At 66.7% G+C, this 16,215-nt stretch carries 13 protein-coding genes and 1 pseudogene; 5 read left to right on the top strand and 9 right to left on the bottom strand.

The features are described 5' to 3' along the window. Positions 1–13 precede the first annotated feature (13 nt). The gene (locus R9B84_RS23575; RefSeq protein WP_423762488.1) at positions 14–1,552 is read right to left on the bottom strand and encodes an MFS transporter; all 1,539 of its coding nucleotides are present in this window, start codon (positions 1,550–1,552) and stop codon (positions 14–16) included. A 178-nt stretch (positions 1,553–1,730) separates the two neighbouring features. Between R9B84_RS23575 and R9B84_RS23570 the strand changes: the two genes are divergently transcribed. Beyond that, positions 1,731–2,642 (top strand): LysR family transcriptional regulator, encoded by a 912-nt coding sequence (locus R9B84_RS23570; protein WP_423762487.1) that lies wholly within the window; start codon positions 1,731–1,733, stop codon positions 2,640–2,642. Next, positions 2,579–2,831 (top strand): annotated as a pseudogene (locus tag R9B84_RS23565) (transposase); the annotation flags it as partial. The gene R9B84_RS23570 and the pseudogene R9B84_RS23565, both read left to right, overlap by 64 nt. Positions 2,832–2,849: 18 nt before the next feature. On the opposite strand, the gene R9B84_RS23560 reads toward R9B84_RS23565, so the two are convergent. Continuing rightward, on the bottom strand, positions 2,850–3,857 hold the full coding sequence (locus R9B84_RS23560; protein WP_423762486.1) for a glycine betaine ABC transporter substrate-binding protein: 1,008 nt from the start codon (positions 3,855–3,857) through the stop codon (positions 2,850–2,852). 143 nt (positions 3,858–4,000) lie between these two features. Beyond that, the gene (locus R9B84_RS23555; RefSeq protein ID WP_423762485.1) at positions 4,001–4,861 is read right to left on the bottom strand and encodes a LysR family transcriptional regulator; all 861 of its coding nucleotides are present in this window, start codon (positions 4,859–4,861) and stop codon (positions 4,001–4,003) included. Positions 4,862–5,038: 177 nt separating this feature from the next. Between R9B84_RS23555 and R9B84_RS23550 the strand changes: the two genes are divergently transcribed. After that, on the top strand, positions 5,039–5,926 hold the full coding sequence (locus R9B84_RS23550; protein ID WP_423762484.1) for a HalD/BesD family halogenase: 888 nt from the start codon (positions 5,039–5,041) through the stop codon (positions 5,924–5,926). 15 nt (positions 5,927–5,941) lie between these two features. Continuing rightward, positions 5,942–7,228, top strand: a complete 1,287-nt coding sequence (locus R9B84_RS23545; protein WP_423762483.1) for a M24 family metallopeptidase — start codon at positions 5,942–5,944, stop codon at positions 7,226–7,228. Positions 7,229–7,522: 294 nt separating this feature from the next. Here the strand turns inward: R9B84_RS23545 and R9B84_RS23540 are convergent, their stop codons facing one another. From R9B84_RS23540 to R9B84_RS23515, 6 genes are all read right to left on the bottom strand, one after another. Further along, the gene (locus R9B84_RS23540; protein ID WP_423762482.1) at positions 7,523–8,662 is read right to left on the bottom strand and encodes an enoyl-CoA hydratase/isomerase family protein; all 1,140 of its coding nucleotides are present in this window, start codon (positions 8,660–8,662) and stop codon (positions 7,523–7,525) included. After that, complete coding sequence (locus tag R9B84_RS23535; protein WP_423762481.1) at positions 8,659–9,450, bottom strand: enoyl-CoA hydratase; 792 nt, start codon at positions 9,448–9,450, stop codon at positions 8,659–8,661. Before R9B84_RS23535 ends, R9B84_RS23540 begins: the two co-directional genes overlap by 4 nt. Then, the gene (gene mmsB / locus R9B84_RS23530; RefSeq protein ID WP_423762480.1) at positions 9,447–10,349 is read right to left on the bottom strand and encodes a 3-hydroxyisobutyrate dehydrogenase; all 903 of its coding nucleotides are present in this window, start codon (positions 10,347–10,349) and stop codon (positions 9,447–9,449) included. Before mmsB ends, R9B84_RS23535 begins: the two co-directional genes overlap by 4 nt. An 18-nt stretch (positions 10,350–10,367) precedes the next feature. Beyond that, positions 10,368–11,897, bottom strand: coding sequence for a CoA-acylating methylmalonate-semialdehyde dehydrogenase (locus R9B84_RS23525; RefSeq protein WP_423762479.1), 1,530 nt, complete (start codon positions 11,895–11,897; stop codon positions 10,368–10,370). Positions 11,898–12,006: 109 nt separating this feature from the next. After that, positions 12,007–13,713, bottom strand: coding sequence for an AMP-binding protein (locus tag R9B84_RS23520; RefSeq protein ID WP_423762478.1), 1,707 nt, complete (start codon positions 13,711–13,713; stop codon positions 12,007–12,009). Positions 13,714–13,879: 166 nt separating this feature from the next. Beyond that, a complete protein-coding gene (locus R9B84_RS23515; protein WP_423762477.1) occupies positions 13,880–15,013 on the bottom strand; it encodes an acyl-CoA dehydrogenase family protein in 1,134 nt (377 codons plus the stop codon). Between the two features lie 137 nt (positions 15,014–15,150). Here R9B84_RS23515 and R9B84_RS23510 point away from each other — a divergent pair, with 137 nt between their 5' ends. Continuing rightward, complete coding sequence (locus tag R9B84_RS23510; RefSeq protein ID WP_423762476.1) at positions 15,151–16,191, top strand: AraC family transcriptional regulator; 1,041 nt, start codon at positions 15,151–15,153, stop codon at positions 16,189–16,191. The last annotated feature ends 24 nt before the right edge of the window (positions 16,192–16,215 follow it).

Here is a 16,215-nt window from a genome sequence, read left to right as displayed (position 1 = left end):
CGGGCGAGCCGCGTCATTCGGGTACGGCCGCCCCGCGCCGCGCCGGCGCGAACGCCACCGCGCTCGCGGTCGCGAGCACGGCCACGCCCGCCGCGCCGTACACCATCACCCAGCCGAACCCGTGCACGAGCGCCGCGTGCAGCGCCGCGCCGGTCGGGTCGGCCTGCGCAAGTGCCGGTGCGATCTGCTGCAGCCCGTCGGTGCGGCCCGACGCGATCTCCTGCGCGAGCCGGCGCAGCGCCGCATCGCCGATCGCGCCCGCGACGCCGCCCTTCAGGCTCGCGACGATCCCCGCGACCAGCACGAAGCCCATCGCCGCGATGTTCAGCGCGAGCGAGATCATCCGCGCGCTCATGTCGATGCCCGATGCCATCCCGGCCCGCGCGCTCGGCACCGCGCCCGTCGTCGTGTTGGTGACCGGCGTGTTCGTGAGCCCGAGCCCGATGCCGGCGATCACGCAGCCGGGCAGCATCGTGAGCCAGCTCGCGTGCTCGGCCGCGCTGCCGAGCCGCATCAGCGCGAAGCCGGCCGCGATCGTGAACAGGCCGCCCGGGATCACGACGCCCGGCCCGTAGCGCAGCGCGATCCGCTCGCCGAACGGCGGCGCGACCAGCGTCGGCAGCGTGTACGCGAGCAGCGCGAGGCCGGCCGTCACGCTGTCGTAGCCAAGCGCGACCTGGAACCAGATCGGCAGGTAGATCATGAACGGCCAGAAGCTGAAGTTCATGCCCATCGAGCCGAAGATCGCGCCGGTGACCGCACGGATCCGGAACACCGAGAAGTCGAACATCGGCCACGCGCTGGCGCGTTCCGCGACGAAGAAGCCCGCGAGCGCCAGCACGGTCGCGCCGAGCACGCCGAGGCCGGCCGCGCTCGTCAGCCCTAACTCCGCGCTCTGCGTGATGTAGAACGCGAGGCCGAGCACCGCGAGCGACAGCGTGACAATGCCCGCGACGTCGAGCGTGCCCGCATGCGGATCGCGCGACTCCTGCACCGCGCCGCCGATCAGCGCGAGCGCGACGGCCGCGAGCGGCGCATGAACGAGGAACACCCACGGCCAGCTCGCCAGCGCGACGATCGCGCCGCCGACGATCGGCCCGAAGCCGAGCCCGATCCCGAACACGATCCCCCAGATCCCGAACGCGCGGCCGCGCTCGCGGCCCTCGCGGAACTGGTGCGACAGCACGGCGATCTGGCAGATCAGCATCGCGCCGCCGCTGGCGCCCTGCAGCAGCCGGCCCGCGACGAGCACCGGCACGTTCGACGCGAGCCCGCACAGCAGCGACGTCGCGCCGAACAGCACGGTGCCGATCACGTACACGCGCTTGCGGCCGAACCGGTCGGCGAGCGTGCCGGCCGCCATCAGCACCGTCGTACACGCGATCGTGTACGCGTTCATGATCCACTGCATGCCGTTGAAATCGCCATGCAGCACGTGTTCGAGCGTCGGCAGGATCACCGGCACGCTCGAGATTTCGAGGCCGAACATCAGCGACGTGAGACAGACGGCCGCGAGCGCGACCGCATTCCTGCGGGAGTCGGATAGCGTCATGCGTATTGCGCCGCGGCCCGGCAACAGGCCGCGCGCCTCCAGGTGAGAGGGGTTCGCCGCGCGCGGCCGGCGACGCACGCTGAACGGGAATCGGTACTATAGTGAGAATTTCAATCCCCATTGACGCACACATTTCCACGAACTGGGGAACCACAGGACCCAATCAACCCAACTTGCGATGACCGACAGACTCGACGGCGTAACGACCTTCGTCCAGGTGGTGGAATCGGGCAGCTTCGCGCTCGCCGCGGAGCGGCTCGACATGACGCGCTCGGCCGTCGGCAAGGCGATCGCGCGGCTCGAGAAGCGGCTCGGCGCACGGCTATTGCAGCGCACGACGCGCAGCCAGAGCCTGACCGACGACGGCCAGGCGTACTACGATCGTTGCGTGCGTGCGCTCGCGGAACTGGAAGCAGCCGAAGCCGATCTCGACTGCGGCCGCAACGAGGCGCGCGGCAAGCTGCGGCTGAGCGTGCCGCTCGCGTTCGGGCACCACTGCGTGACGCCGATCGTGCTCGACCTCGCGCGCACCTATCCGCATCTGCGGATCGACGTGTCGATCACCGACCGTTTCGTCGATCTCGTCGAGGAAGGCATCGATCTCGCGGTGCGGATCGGCACGCTCGCGGACAGCACGAGCCTCGCGGTGCGGCGGCTCGGCACGCAATACGGCAGCCTCGGCGCGGCGCCGTCGTATCTCGCGCGCTACGGGATGCCGAAGTCGCTCGACGACCTGAAGCATCACCGGACGATCGCGTATTCACGCTCGGGCGTGCCGCAGCCGTGGGACCTGCGCGCGCCGGACGGCTCGACGGTGCGCGTCGACATGCAGCACCAGTTGAGTTTCGACGACGTGCAGGCGATCGCGGCGGCCGGCGCGTCAGGGTTCGGGATCGCATGGCTGCCGAGCTGGCTGCTCGATGACTACGTGAAACGCGGCGAGATGGCGGTCGTGCTCGACCGCTGCTTCGTCTGCGAAGGCGACATTCACGCGATCTGGCCGAAGACGCGTTACCTGCCGCGCAAGACGCGCTGCGTGATCGACGCGCTCGCGCAGGCGGTGCCGCCGATGATCGAGCGTCCGGACTGATTGCCAGGCGCCGTACCGAACATGGCAGCGGCCTTCAAATATCGTTGGCTCGTTGAACGCACGCATGCCTGGCTGCATCACTTCCGTCGTCTCCGCATTCGTTTCGAGCGCCGCGCCGACATTCATGGCGCGTTTCTCAAACTCGATTGCCGCCTGATCTGCGGGAATACCATTCGGTGTACAGAGTAGTATTTATGAAACCGTCTCTTAGCGTAGCCATTCACCCACCCGGACGCGATTCGACGCGATCCATCGCGCGACACCCTTCTGCGGATCGGATTCACCGTCGGCACGGATATCGTTCATCAGCGAGCCGAGTGTCTGGTCGTCCATCTTCCATGCACCGAGCCAGCGCGCGACATCCGGATGCGTATGAGTGAAACCGGCCTTCGCGATCGTATAGATCGCATCGGGTTGACCGAACACCTGCTTCGGGTCTTTCAGGTAGTGCATCGGATACTTCGCCCACACCCAGTGCGGATTCCACAGCGTGACGATGATCGGCTGGCGACGCTTTTCCGCGCGTTCCAGCGCGAGCAACATCGCAGCCTCTGATGACGGCAGCACGGTTGCGTCAAGCGCATACGCGACGCGCGCCTCGCCCGTCAGTTTCATCAAGCCACTGCCAGGTTCGATGCCGAAAATCGTCGGCTTGCCGTCGTGGCTGAACTGTGCGGCATGTGCATTCAACTGGTCGATGCTGTCAATCGCGACGTAATCGGGCACCACGAGGCCGAGCTGTGCGCGGGGAAACCACGGGCCGATCTTCTCGACGCGCGATTTGATCGCGTCGTACGGCGGGCCGTCCGCGGACGGCAGCCAGACTTCGAACGTCAGATCGAGCTTGCCCTGCGCGACGCCGTTGTAGATGATGGCCTTGTCGCCGGGCTGCAGCGTGACGTCGTAGCCTTTTTCCGCGAGCAGCGCCTTCCACAGATTCGCGACCGCGATATTCTCGGCCCAGTTGTTCACTCCGATCACAACCGCTCCATTGCCAGCGGCGTGTGCCAACGCCGAAACCGATAGCGCGAAGAGAAGCATGAACCGCCCGAGTACCGGGCGGCGCATGGCGACAATGAACAAGCGGGCAAGCAACGAAGGGATCATGGGAAAGGCTCCTGTTGGATGGCGAAGGAACTTGGGCACGGCATGACGAGGCCGATGGAACCGGGCGTGCGCGATCGCGCGGACACCGGCATCCGTGGCAACGGTCATCCGTTCGCTCACCGATATATTTATTGCGCCAATTTCGTTTTGACAGCGAGGAATTCCGATAGGGACCATCGGAGAGGCCGAACGATCGCGTCGTTGCGTTTGGCCCGGTTCACCCGAGGCTACCGGATGTGATGCGCGATCATTCAGTCGGGCGACAGCGCGCTCGCCGCGCGGCGGCGTTCCTCGACCATCGTCTCGATCAGCAGGGCCAGATCGTCGGCGGCAGGATCGCGATTGCCAGGTGCGCGGAGCAGCTCGAGATCCGCGGTCGGCAGCGCCGGCAAGCCGTCTTCCATGGCCAGCACGCGCCAATTCGCGGGCAGCGTGCAGCGGTCGATGATCGTCACCGCCGCACCGTGATTGACGGCGACCTTGATGCCGGTCGGGCTCTGGCTCGTGTAGACCACGTGATACGGCCGCCCGAGCGCCGCTAGGGCCGCGAGTCCGCGCTGACGGTAGCAGCAGGTTTCCGGAAACAGCGCGAGCGGCACGGACGCGCCACTCGGTAACACGAAATCGCGATGCGCGGCCCACACCACGTCCTCGCGGCCGAGATGACGACCGCCGCTTTGCGTGTTGTGCCTGACGACCAGCGCCAGGTCGAGTTCGCCCGCCTGCAGGCGCTCGATCAGCTCCAGCGACATTCTGCAATCGATATGCGGGCGCGCATCCGGCCGCAGCCGATAGAACTTCTCGAGCAGATCAGGCAACCAGAGTTCCGCGTAATCCTCAGGCAAGCCGAAGCGGATTACGCCATGACTGCCCATGCGTTTGAGTGCGGCTATCGCTTCGTTCTGCACCTGAATGATGCGGCGCGCATGAATCAGGAAGTTTTCGCCGTCTCGCGACAACGCCAGACGGCGGCTGTCGCGCAGGAACAGGTGCGTTCCCAGCCGCTCTTCGAGCGTACGAATGCGAAGGCTGATCGTCGATTGCGTCCGGTGCATCTGCCTGGCGGCGGCGGTCACCCCACCGCTGTCGACCACCGTGATGAACGCGCGCACCAGTTCCCCGTCGAGCGAGCTGAGTTGAGACCAATCGGGATCCCTGATGGTAGTCATCGAAATTACTCGCTATGCAATGGAATTTGTCGCCCAAATCATGGGCGCATCGATAGGCCGATTGTTGTCGAAAACAATTCAGGCCACAAACCCCCCCACCCCTCGCAAATGGAGTCAACCGTGCAAGCAAGCCTGCCTCTCGCCGACGCAGAATGTACCGATCTGAGTGATATCGTCGATGCCGACCGCTATCCGTTGCATGAACCCGAGCACCCCCGAATGCGCGACCTGGTCGCAACCTGCCGGACCCAGCTCGCCGGCAGCGGCAGCGCGGTGCTGCGCGGCTTCCTGCGCCCCGCCGCACTGGAACAGGCGCGCGTCGAAGGGCTCGGCTTCGCGAAAAAAACCTATTTCTCGAGCCGCAAGGTCAACGCGTATTTCACCGCCGACGATCCATCGTTGCCCGAAGCGGACCCGCGCCGTGTCTTCATGGATCGCACGAGCGGATTTGTCACCCGCGATGTGATCCCGGCCGACGCAATCGTTCACAGGATTTACGTGGCGCGTGCGATGAAGCAATTCGTCGCCGCCTGTCTCGGCGAAGCGCAGATCTGGGAATACGCGGACCCGTACGCCGGGCTGGTTCAGAACGTCATGCCGCCCGGCACCGAACAGCCGTGGCACTACGACACCAACGAATTCATCGTTTCGATGATGACGCAGCAACCCACGGCAGGCGGCGATTTCGAGTACTGCCCGAACATCCGGTCGCCCGAGGGCGAAAACTACGGTGCGGTCGGCGCCGTGGTGCGCGGCGAGACGCGCGCGCCGATTAGCGTGATTACGCTGCAGCCCGGCGATCTGCAACTGTTCAAGGGCCGCTTCTCGCTGCACCGCGTGACCCAGGTACGCGGCGACATCGACCGTCACACCACGATCTTCGCCTATTCGAAAAAGCCCGGCGTGATCGGCCGCCTCGAACGAACCCGCCAGTTGTACGGCCGCGTATCCGAAATGCACCTGGAAGCCGAACAGACGCTGGTCCGCGCGGACGATCTGGTCGACTGACGATGTGAGTTCCCGATGGGTCAATCCATCACTATATTTCGTTCTACTGATACACATAACATTCACCCTACCATCATGACGATGCTTCGACCGACTCACCGCCCGGAAGATTGCGAGCCAACCGCCGACGAAATCGCCCAGATCCAGCGCGACCGGCTTGCTGCGGTTCGCCGCGAACTGAAGAAACGCGACCTGACCGCCGCGATCCTGTTCGACCCCACCCACATGCGATATGCAACCGGCTCGCGCAACATGCAGGTGTATTCGATGCGTAATCCCGCACGCTATCTATTCGTGCCGGCCGAGGGAAAGGTGGTGCTGTTCGAATACGCGGGATGCGAATTCCTGGCCGACGGACTCGATACGGTAGATGAAGTCCGGCCCGCCACCGCGATCTCGTACTACTTTTGTGACGACATGCTGCGTCAGATCACCGAGCGGTGGGCGGACGAAATTGACGATCTGGTTCGCGCGTGCGGTGGCGGCAAGCGGATCGCGATCGAAAGTGCGACATCGGCGGCCGCATTTGCGTTGCAAGCGCGCGGCTACGAGATTTCGGACGCCCAGGAACCGCTCGAACGCGCTCGTGCAATCAAGGTGAAGAACGAGATCAAGATGATCCGTGCGTCACTGCGCTCGGCGGAAGCGGGTGTGCACAAGCTCGAGGCCGCCCTCGTGCCCGGCATCAGCGAGAACGAGCTATGGTCGTACCTGCATCAGCATGTGATTGAGACCGACGGCGACTACGTCGAGACCCGCCTGATAAGCTCGGGCCCGCGCACGAATCCATGGTTCCAGGAAAGCAGCCCACGCAAGATCCAGGCGGGAGAACTGGTCGGGCTCGATACCGATGTGGTGGGCCGCTTCGGCTACTACGCGGATTTCTCGCGCACTTTTCTATGCGGCGACGGCCCAGCGTCCACCGCGCAAAAGACGCTATACCGCCTCGCCTATGACCAGATCCACACGAACATGGAGAACGTAAAGGCCGGCACCACGTTCCAGGAATTCATCGCGAAGGCGTGGCAGATCCCGCAGCCGTACCGCGCACGCCGCTATTTCGCGTTGGCCCACGGCGTCGGGATGACAGGCGAATACCCGTACATCTGCCATCGCGAGGACAACGATGCAAAGGGCTATGACGGCGTGATCGAACCCGGCATGACGCTGTGCATCGAGAGCTACATCGGCCATGAGGAGGGTGGCGAGGGCGTGAAGCTCGAGGAACAGGTGTACGTGCGCGACGACGGCCAGATCGAGCTGCTGTCCGACTACCCGTTCGAGCGCCGTCTGCTCGCCTGAACGCCGCGCACGACCGATCCGGTTCGCATCAAAAGACCGACGGCAGAGTCCGGCGACGCCAATGTGGCCCCCATCCCCACACTACGAGCTTGCGATGAACGCCATCACATTCCACGGCGCGCGCGAGTGCAGTCCGGTCTTGAGCGCGAACACGATTAGCGAGGCGCGATTCGAAACAGCCAGGCGGCTTGGGTTCTTCTCGCGCCGCGGCTTGCACGGGGCCTTTTTGAAACCGTCTCTTAGCGCGATGAGATGCGTTGAAGCCGACGCGCCGCCGCACGGCGCGTCGGGGCGTCACGCGGCGCCGAGATCGGCGAGCGGATGCGCGAACAGCTTCCACGGCGACGTCAGGAAATGCCGCACGCGTTCGGCGCGCAGCTCGACGAGCGACGCAGGCGCCCAGCGCGGCTTGCGATCCTTGTCGACGAGATGCGCGCGCACGCCTTCGCAGAAGTCACCCTCCTCGATTGCGCGCGCAACGATACCGAGCTCCATCCGGAACGATTCGGCCAGCGTCATCTGCCGGCCGCGCAGCAGCGCTTCGCGCGTCACGTGCAGCATCGTCGGCGAATGGCCGGCGAGCGCATCGAGCGTCGCCTGCAGCCATTGACGGTGCTCGCGCGTCAGCTCGTCGCGCGCAAGCTCCTGCGTCAGCGTCGCGACGATCCGCTCGACGGTCGAACGCTTGTCGAAGTGACGGACGATCCACGGCATCTGGCTGTCGAGCGCCGCATGCGGCACGACGTTGCACGGCGGCTCGAATACCTTGCGCAGCGCCGGCAACACGTCGCCGTCCCACTTGACGCTTTCGATGCGCGTCTCGAATGTGTCGAGCCACGCGGACGGCACGCACAGGTCCGCGAGCTTCGCGGTCAGCGCATCGGCACCCGACAGCATCGCGCCGGTCAGCCCCACATACAGTTCGAGCTCAGCCGGCATGCGCGACAGGAAATGCGTCGCGCCGACGTCGGGCACGAGACCGATGCGCGTTTCCGGCATCGCGATCCTGCTGCGCTCGGTCGCCACGCGCAGCGCCGCGCCTTGCGCGAGGCCCATGCCGCCGCCCATCGTCACGCCGTCCATCAGCGCGACCACCGGCTTCGGGAACGTGTGAATCGCGTAGTCGAGCCGGTATTCGTCGACGAAAAACGGCAGCCAGGTTTCGCGCTGCGCCACCATCCGGTACAGCGCGCGCACGTCGCCGCCCGCGCAGAAGCCCTTCTCGCCCGCGCCGCGCAGCACGACCGCGACGATCTGGTCGTCGTGACGGCAGCGCTCGAAGCGTGCGGCCAGTTCGCCGATCATCGCGTACGACAGCGCGTTGAGCGCGGCCGGACGGTTCAGCGTGATCAGCGCCACGCGGTTCACCACGCGGAACAGCACCTCGGGCGCGGCTTCCGCGAACGCGTCGTGATTCGTCACCGGCGTGCTCATCGTTGCGGCTCTCCGTCGGTATGCCACTGCGGTGCGCGCTTGCCGAGAAACGCGGCCACGCCTTCGCGCGGATCGTTCGTATCGAACAGGTCGACGAAGCGCTCGCGCTCGACCGCGAGCGCCGCACTGCGCGGCACGCCGCGGCGCGCGAGACCGATCAGCTCCTTGCTGTATGCAACCGCGTGCGGGCTTTGCCGCGCGACGTTGCGCGCCAGCGCCAGCGCCGCGTCGCGTGCTGCGCCGCTCTCGACCACGTCTTCGACCAGGCCGATCCTGAGCGCCGTCGCCGCGTCGACACGCGCACCGGTCAGGATGATCTTCTTCGCCCAGCCTTCGCCGACGAGCCAGGGCAGCGTCTGCGTGCCGAGCCCGCACGGCAGCAGGCCGACCGACGGCTCGGGCAGCGCCATCTGCGCATGCGTCTCGGCGATCCGCAAGTCGCACGCGAGCGCGCATTCGAGGCCGCCGCCCATCGCATAACCGTTGATCGCCGCGATCGTCACGACGCGCGCATCGTGCAGTGCCTCGAACGCCGCGCCGAAACGCGACGCCATCGCGCGCGCGACTGCGCGGTCGCCGTCGGCGAACGTGTTGAGGTCGGCGCCCGCGCTGAAGAATTTCGGGCCGTCGCCCGTGATCACCAGCGCGCGCACGCGCGGGTTCGCATTCAGTTCGGCGACGGTTTCCTGCAGTTGCTGCAGCCCGTCGGCGGTAAAGGCGTTCGCGGGCGGACGCTTGAGCGTCGCGCACGCGATCGCGCCGTCGTCGACGAAGTCCAGTTCGATCATTGCGCGTCCTTCTTCGGTGCGGGTTGGTACAGGCGGATCACCGCCGAGAAATCGAGTTGCCCGTCGCCGCGGCTGCTCATCGTCTGGTACAGCTGCTGCGCGAGCGCGCCGAGATAGACCGGCTGGCGCGCCTGCTTCGCCGCGTCGTTCGCGAGGCCGAGATCCTTCAGCATCAGGTCGGTGCCGAAGCCGCCCGAATAGCCGCGCGACGACGGCGCGGTGTCGATCACGCCCGGGTACGGGTTGTAGGTGTCCGAGCTCCAGCAGCGGCCCGTCGACGTGTTGACGATGCCGGCCAGCACCTTCGGGTCGATGCCGAGCGCGACGCCGAGCGACATCGCCTCCGACACGGCCGCCATCGAGATGCCGAGCACGAGGTTGTTGCAGACCTTCGCGACCTGCCCCATACCCGTCGCGCCGCAATGGACGATGTTCCTGCCCATACCGGAAAGAATGAGCTTCACGCGCTCGAAATCGGCATCGCTGCCGCCGACCATGAAGGTCAGCGTGCCGGCCGCCGCGCCGCCGGTGCCGCCCGATACCGGCGCATCGACGAACGCGCCGCCGTGCTCGCGCACCAGCGCGCCGAATGCCTGCGCGCTCGCCGGGTCGATCGTGCTCGAATCGATCACGGTCGCGCCCGCGTCGAGGCCGGCCAGCACGCCGTTCTCGCCGGACAGCACCGAACGCACGTGCGGCGCGGCCGGCAGCATCGTGATCACGAACGTCGCGCCCGACGCGGCGTCGCGCGGCGACGCGGCAACCTGCGCGCCGGCGTCCTGCAGCGCGCGCAATGCATCGGCGCTCAGGTCGAACGCATGCACTTCATGGCCGGCCTTCAACAGGTTCAGCGCCATCGGCGCACCCATGTGGCCCAGGCCGATAAATCCGATTTTCATGTTCGTGTCCTCCGCCGCTCAATGCAGCCGGATCGTCGTATTCACCGGGCCGGCCGTCGTGTCGTCGTCGAACCAGCGCGCGGTGACCGTCTTCGTCTGCGTGTAGAACTGCACGACCTGCTTGCCGTACGGGCCGAGATCGCCGAGCTTCGACCCGCGCGAACCGGTGAAGCTGAAGAACGGCACCGGTACCGGAATCGGGATGTTGATGCCGACCTGGCCGATGTCGATCTCGCTCTGGAACTTGCGCGCGGCCGCGCCGCTTTGCGTGAACAGGCCCACGCCGTTGCCGAACGGGTTCGCGTTGACGAGCGCGATCGCGTCGTCGAGCGAATCGGCTTCGAGCACGACGAGCACCGGGCCGAAGATTTCGTGCGTGTAGATCGACATGTCGGTCTTCACGCCCGAGAAGATCGTCGGGCCGATGAAGTTGCCGCGTTCGTAGCCGGCCACCGTCACGTCGCGGCCGTCGAGCTCGAGCTTTGCGCCTTCGCTCACGCCCGCTTCGATCAGCGACAGGATGCGTTCCTTCGCCGTCTTCGACACGACCGGGCCGACGTCGGTGCCGGCTTCCGCGCCCGCATTCACCTTCAACAGCTTCGCCTTTGCGACGAGATCGGGCAGCCAGTCGCGCGCTTCGCCAACCAGCACCGCGACCGACGTCGCCATGCAGCGCTGCCCCGCCGCGCCGAAGCCGGCGCCGACGAGCGCATTGATCGTCTGCTCGCGGTTCGCATCGGGCAACACGACCGCGTGGTTCTTCGCGCCCATCATCGACTGCACGCGCTTGCCGTGCGCGCTGCCGAGGTTGTACACGTGCGTGCCGACCACCGTCGAGCCGACGAACGAGATCGCCTTCACGAGCGGATGCGTGCAGATCGCATCGACGACTTCCTTGCCGCCGTGCACGACGTTCAGTACCCCTTTCGGTACGCCGGCCTCGATCGCGAGCTGGACGAGCTCCATTGTCGACATCGGGTCCTGCTCGGACGGCTTCAGCACGAACGTGTTGCCGCAGACGATCGCCATCGGGAACATCCACAGCGGAATCATCGCGGGGAAGTTGAACGGCGTGATGCCCGCGCACACGCCGAGCGGCTGGCGCAGCGTGTAGGTATCGACGCCGCCCGCGACGTTCTCCGCGAACTCGCCGAGCTGCAGCGAACCGATCGAGCACGCGTGCTCGACCACTTCGAGGCCGCGGAAGATGTCGCCTTCGGCATCGGGAATCGTCTTGCCCTGCTCGGCCGTCAGCGTCTTCGCGATGCGCTGCTGGTTCGTGCGCACGAGATCCTGGAACTTCAGCATGATGCGCATGCGCGCGGCAATCGGCGTGTTCTTCCACATCGCATACGCGGCGTGCGCGGCCTGCACGGCCGCGTCGACTTCGGCGACGGTCGCGAACGGCACGCGCGCGAGCACCTGCTGTGTCGCCGGGTTGACGATGTCGCGCCACTCTTTCGTGGCGGACTCGACGAAAGCGCCGTCGATCAGCAGCTTGACCGTCGGCACGTCTTGCCCCGTTTGGGGCGTCGGATTCGCGTTCATCGATCCTTTCTCCTTGCAGAGGGCCGCGAAGCGCAATATCGCCGCGCGGCCGGTTCAATCCGGCTGCGGGCGGCGGCCGCGGAATGCGGCGCGCGCGGCCCGCGGTCGGTCATTTCAATTCGGCGGCGAAATCTTCTTCCCAGTATTCGCCGGGCATCCGCGCGGTTGCGTCGTCGCCGCGCTCGATTTCGCGACGACGCAGCTCGACGCGGCGGATCTTCCCCGAGATCGTCTTCGGCAACTCCGCGAACTGCAGGCGGCGGATGCGCTTGTACGGCGCGAGCTTCTCGCGCGAGAAGCGGAAGATCTCCAGCGCGAGCGCCGGGCTTTCCTCGTAGCCCTGCCGCAGCGTGATGAACGTCTTCGGCACCGACAGCCTCACCGGGTCGGGGCTCGGCACGACGGCCGCCTCGGCGATCGCCGGATGCTCGATCAGCACGCTTTCGAGTTCGAACGGGCTCAGCCGGTAGTCGGACGACTTGAACACGTCGTCCGCGCGGCCGATGTACACGTAGTAACCGTCATCGCCGCGCATCGCGATGTCCGACGTGCGGTAGTGGCCGTCGCGCATCGCGTAGGCGGTCGCGTCGGGGTTGTTCGCATAGCCGGTCATCAGCCCCACCGGGCGCGCGACGTCCGGGCCGATCGGCAGTGCGACCTCGCCTTCGGTCACAGGCGCGCCGTCCGGATCGAGCAACGCGATCCGGTAGCCGGGCAGCGGCCGGCCCATCGAGCCCGCGACGACCGGCTGGCCCGGCGAGTTGCCGATCAGGCAGGTTGTCTCGGTCTGGCCGTAGCCATCGCGGATCGTGATGCCCCACGCCTTCTTCACGCGCTCGATGATCTCGGGATTCAGCGGCTCGCCCGCGCCGACGATTTCGCGCAGCTTCACGTCGAACGACGCGAGCGGCTGCTGCACGAGCATCCGCCATACCGTCGGCGGCGCGCACAGCGTCGTCACCTGGTATTTGACGAGCGCATCGAGCACGACCTTCGGCTCGAAGCGCGCGTAGTTGAACGCGAACACGCACGCCTGCGCATTCCACGGCGCGAAGAAGCAGCTCCACGCGTGCTTCGCCCAGCCCGGCGAGCTGATGTTCCAGTGGATGTCGCCCGGCTGCAGGCCGACCCAGTACATCGTCGACAGATGGCCGACCGGATAGGTGCGGTGCGTATGCTCGACGAGCTTCGGCTTCGACGTCGTGCCCGACGTGAAGTACAGCAGCATCGGATCGCCCGCATGCGTGACGGCGTCCGGCTCGAACGCGGCGCTCGCCGCGTAGCCGTCGTTCATCGCGAGCCAGCCCGCGCGCGGCGCGCCGGCGACGATCTTCTGCGCGAGGCCGAGGTCGGGCTGTTCGAATTTCGCGGTTTCGTTCTCGTCGACGATCGCGTATTTCGCGCCGCCGATCTGCACGCGATCGCGCACGTCGTCAGCCGACAGTTGCGTGGTGGCGGGCAGCACGATCGCGCCGAGCTTCATCGCGGCGAGCATCGCGTCCCACAGTTCGACACGGTTCGGCAGCATCAGCAGGATGCGATCGCCGCGCACGACGCCGATCGAGCGCAGCCAGTTCGCGATCCGCGACGAACGCTCGGACATCTGCGCGAACGAATACGGATCGCCCGTGCCGGTCGCCGCATCGACGATCCACAGCGCGGGCTGGTCGTTGTCGCGCGCCATCGGGTCGAAGTAGTCGAGCGCCCAGTTGAACGCATCGAGCACCGGCCACTCGAAATCGCGGTATGCGGTTTCGTAGTCGGTGCGATGGCGCAGCAGAAAGTCGCGTGCGTCCAGGAATGCCTGTACCGTCATCGTGTCTTCTCCAGTCTCCATGCATCGCGGTCAACCGGCGCATGCGCTGCAGCACATGCCCGATTCCGTTGTTCGCGGCGCACGGTCACGTCGTTGCGTGCCGCGTTCACCGCGCTGCCCTCGTGCCCTGCGTGATGCTTCCGTTTTGCCGATGCGGCGGCGCGACTCAAAGCTGCCGCGCGATCACCATCCGTTGCACTTCGCTGGTGCCTTCGTAAATCTGCGTGATGCGCGCGTCGCGGTAATGACGCTCGACTTCGTAATCGACCAGGTAGCCGTAGCCGCCGTGGATCTGGATCGCGTCCGAGCACACGTGCTCGGCCATCTCCGACGCGAACAGCTTGGCCTGCGACGCTTCCGACAGGCACGGCAGCCCGGCCGTGCGCAGCTTCGCCGCGTGATGCACGAGCAGGCGCGCGGCGTTGATCTGCGTGGCCATGTCGGCGAGCTTCTGCTGGATCGCCTGATGCTCGGCGATCGGCTTGCCGAACTGCACGCGCTCGCCCGCATAACGGCGCGCCTTGTCGAACGCGGCGCGCGCGATGCCGAGCGCCTGTGCGGCGATGCCGATCCGGCCGCCCTCGAGATTCGACAGCGCGATCTTCAGCCCTTCGCCGCGATTGCCGAGCAGGTTCTCTTCCGGAATCGCGCAGTTCTCGAACGTGATCGCGCACGTATCCGATGCGCGGATGCCCATCTTCTTCTCGGGCTTGCCGACGATGAAGCCCGGCGTGTCGGTCGGCACCAGGAACGCGGAAATGCCGCGCTTGCCGGCTTCCGGGTCGGTCATGGCAAAAACGATCGCGACACCCGCGCGCTTGCCGTTGGTCACGAACTGCTTCGCGCCGTTCAGCACCCATTTTCCGTCGCGCAATTCCGCGCGCGTGCGCAGGTTGTTCGCCTCGGAGCCGGCCTGCGGCTCGGTCAGGCAGAACGCGCCGATCACGCGGCCGCACGCCATGTCGGCCAGCCAGCGCTCTTTCTGCGCGGGCGTGCCGAAGCCGAGGATCGGGCCGCAGCCGACCGAGTTGTGCACGCTCATCAGTGTCGCGCACGCGGCGTCGCCGGCGGCGATTTCCTCCATCGCCAGCGCATACGCGACGTAGTCCGTATACGAGCCGCCCAGCTCCTGCGGCACGATCATCCCGAGCAGGCCGAGTTCGCCGAGCTGCGCGACGATGGCGTCGGGCAACTGCGCATCGTGGTCCCACTGCGCGGCGTTCGGCGCCAGCATCTCGGTGGCAAACGCGCGCGCGGCGTCGCGGATCATCCGCTGGTCTTCGGTATAAAGCTCGTCCATGGTGCTGCTGTCTCCCGCGGCCGCCGGGCGCGACCGTCCTTGCGTTTCGATGCAACAAGTGTAGGCAAGCGCGCGCGACTGTTCGATGCTCGCGTCGCTCATTTACACTGAGCGTTTTTGCCACACCGGCGACACCGATGAAGCAGGAAGACAAGGGAACCGTCGCGATCAGCCTCGTCGCGTACAGCGTCGCGCTCGCGACCCGGCGCGGCGTCGCGGCCGAGCCGCTGCTCGCGCAGGCCGGCATCGCGCCCGCGCTGCTCGGGCAGCCGCGCGCACGCGTGTCCGCGCAACAATATGGTGCGCTGTGGAACGCGATCGCGCGCGCGCTCGACGACGAGTTTTTCGGGCAGGATCGCCACCCGATGCGCAGCGGCAGCTTCATCGCGATGAGCCAGGCCGCGCTGTCCGCGCGCGACGGCCTGCACGCGATGGCGCGCGCGGTGAATTTCATGCACTGCGTGCTCGACGACCTGCACGCGGAGCTCGACGCGAACCCGCAGCGCGTGCGGCTGCGCTTCGTGCACCGCAACAACGGCGCGACGCCCGCGATGTTCACGTACGCGACCTATTTCATCATCGTCTACGGGCTCACCTGCTGGCTGATCGGGCGGCGCATCCCGCTGCTGCACGCGGGCTTCCGCTGCGACACGCCGCCCGCCGACCACGAATACCCGTCGATGTTCTGCGACGACATGCGTTTCAACGAGCCCGATTCGTATGTCGATTTCGATCCCGAATTCGCGACGCTGCCGGTCGTGCAGAACGCGAAGACGCTGAAGACGTTCCTGCGCAACGCGCCGGCCAGCTTCATCGTCAAGTACCGCAACCCGAACGCGCTTGCGCAGCGGGTGCGCGCGGTGCTGCGCGGGATGCCGCCCGCCGCATGGCCGGGCGCGGGCGGGATGGCCGCGCGGCTGCATGTGGCCGAAGCCACGCTGCGCCGCAAGCTGCACCAGGAAGGCCACGCGTACCAGTCGATCAAGGACACGCTGCGGCGCGATCTCGCGTTCGAGGCGCTGGCCGACCCCGCGCGCACGATCGCCGACGTCGCGGCCGCGACCGGCTTCGCGGAACCGAGCGCGTTCTACCGCGCGTTTCGCAAATGGAGCGGGCGCAGTCCGGCCGACTATCGCGACGAAGTGCTCGCGCGGGGCGGCGGCGCGGGCAGGGCCTAATCCGGCCACTGAGGCCACGGCTTC

Source organism: Burkholderia sp. NLJ2, assembly GCF_049487195.1.
In the GTDB taxonomy this organism is placed as follows: Bacteria; Pseudomonadota; Gammaproteobacteria; order Burkholderiales; family Burkholderiaceae; genus Burkholderia; species Burkholderia pyrrocinia.
The sequence above is the reverse complement of the archived record's forward strand: the minus strand, read 5'-3'. Positions and strand labels throughout refer to the sequence as shown.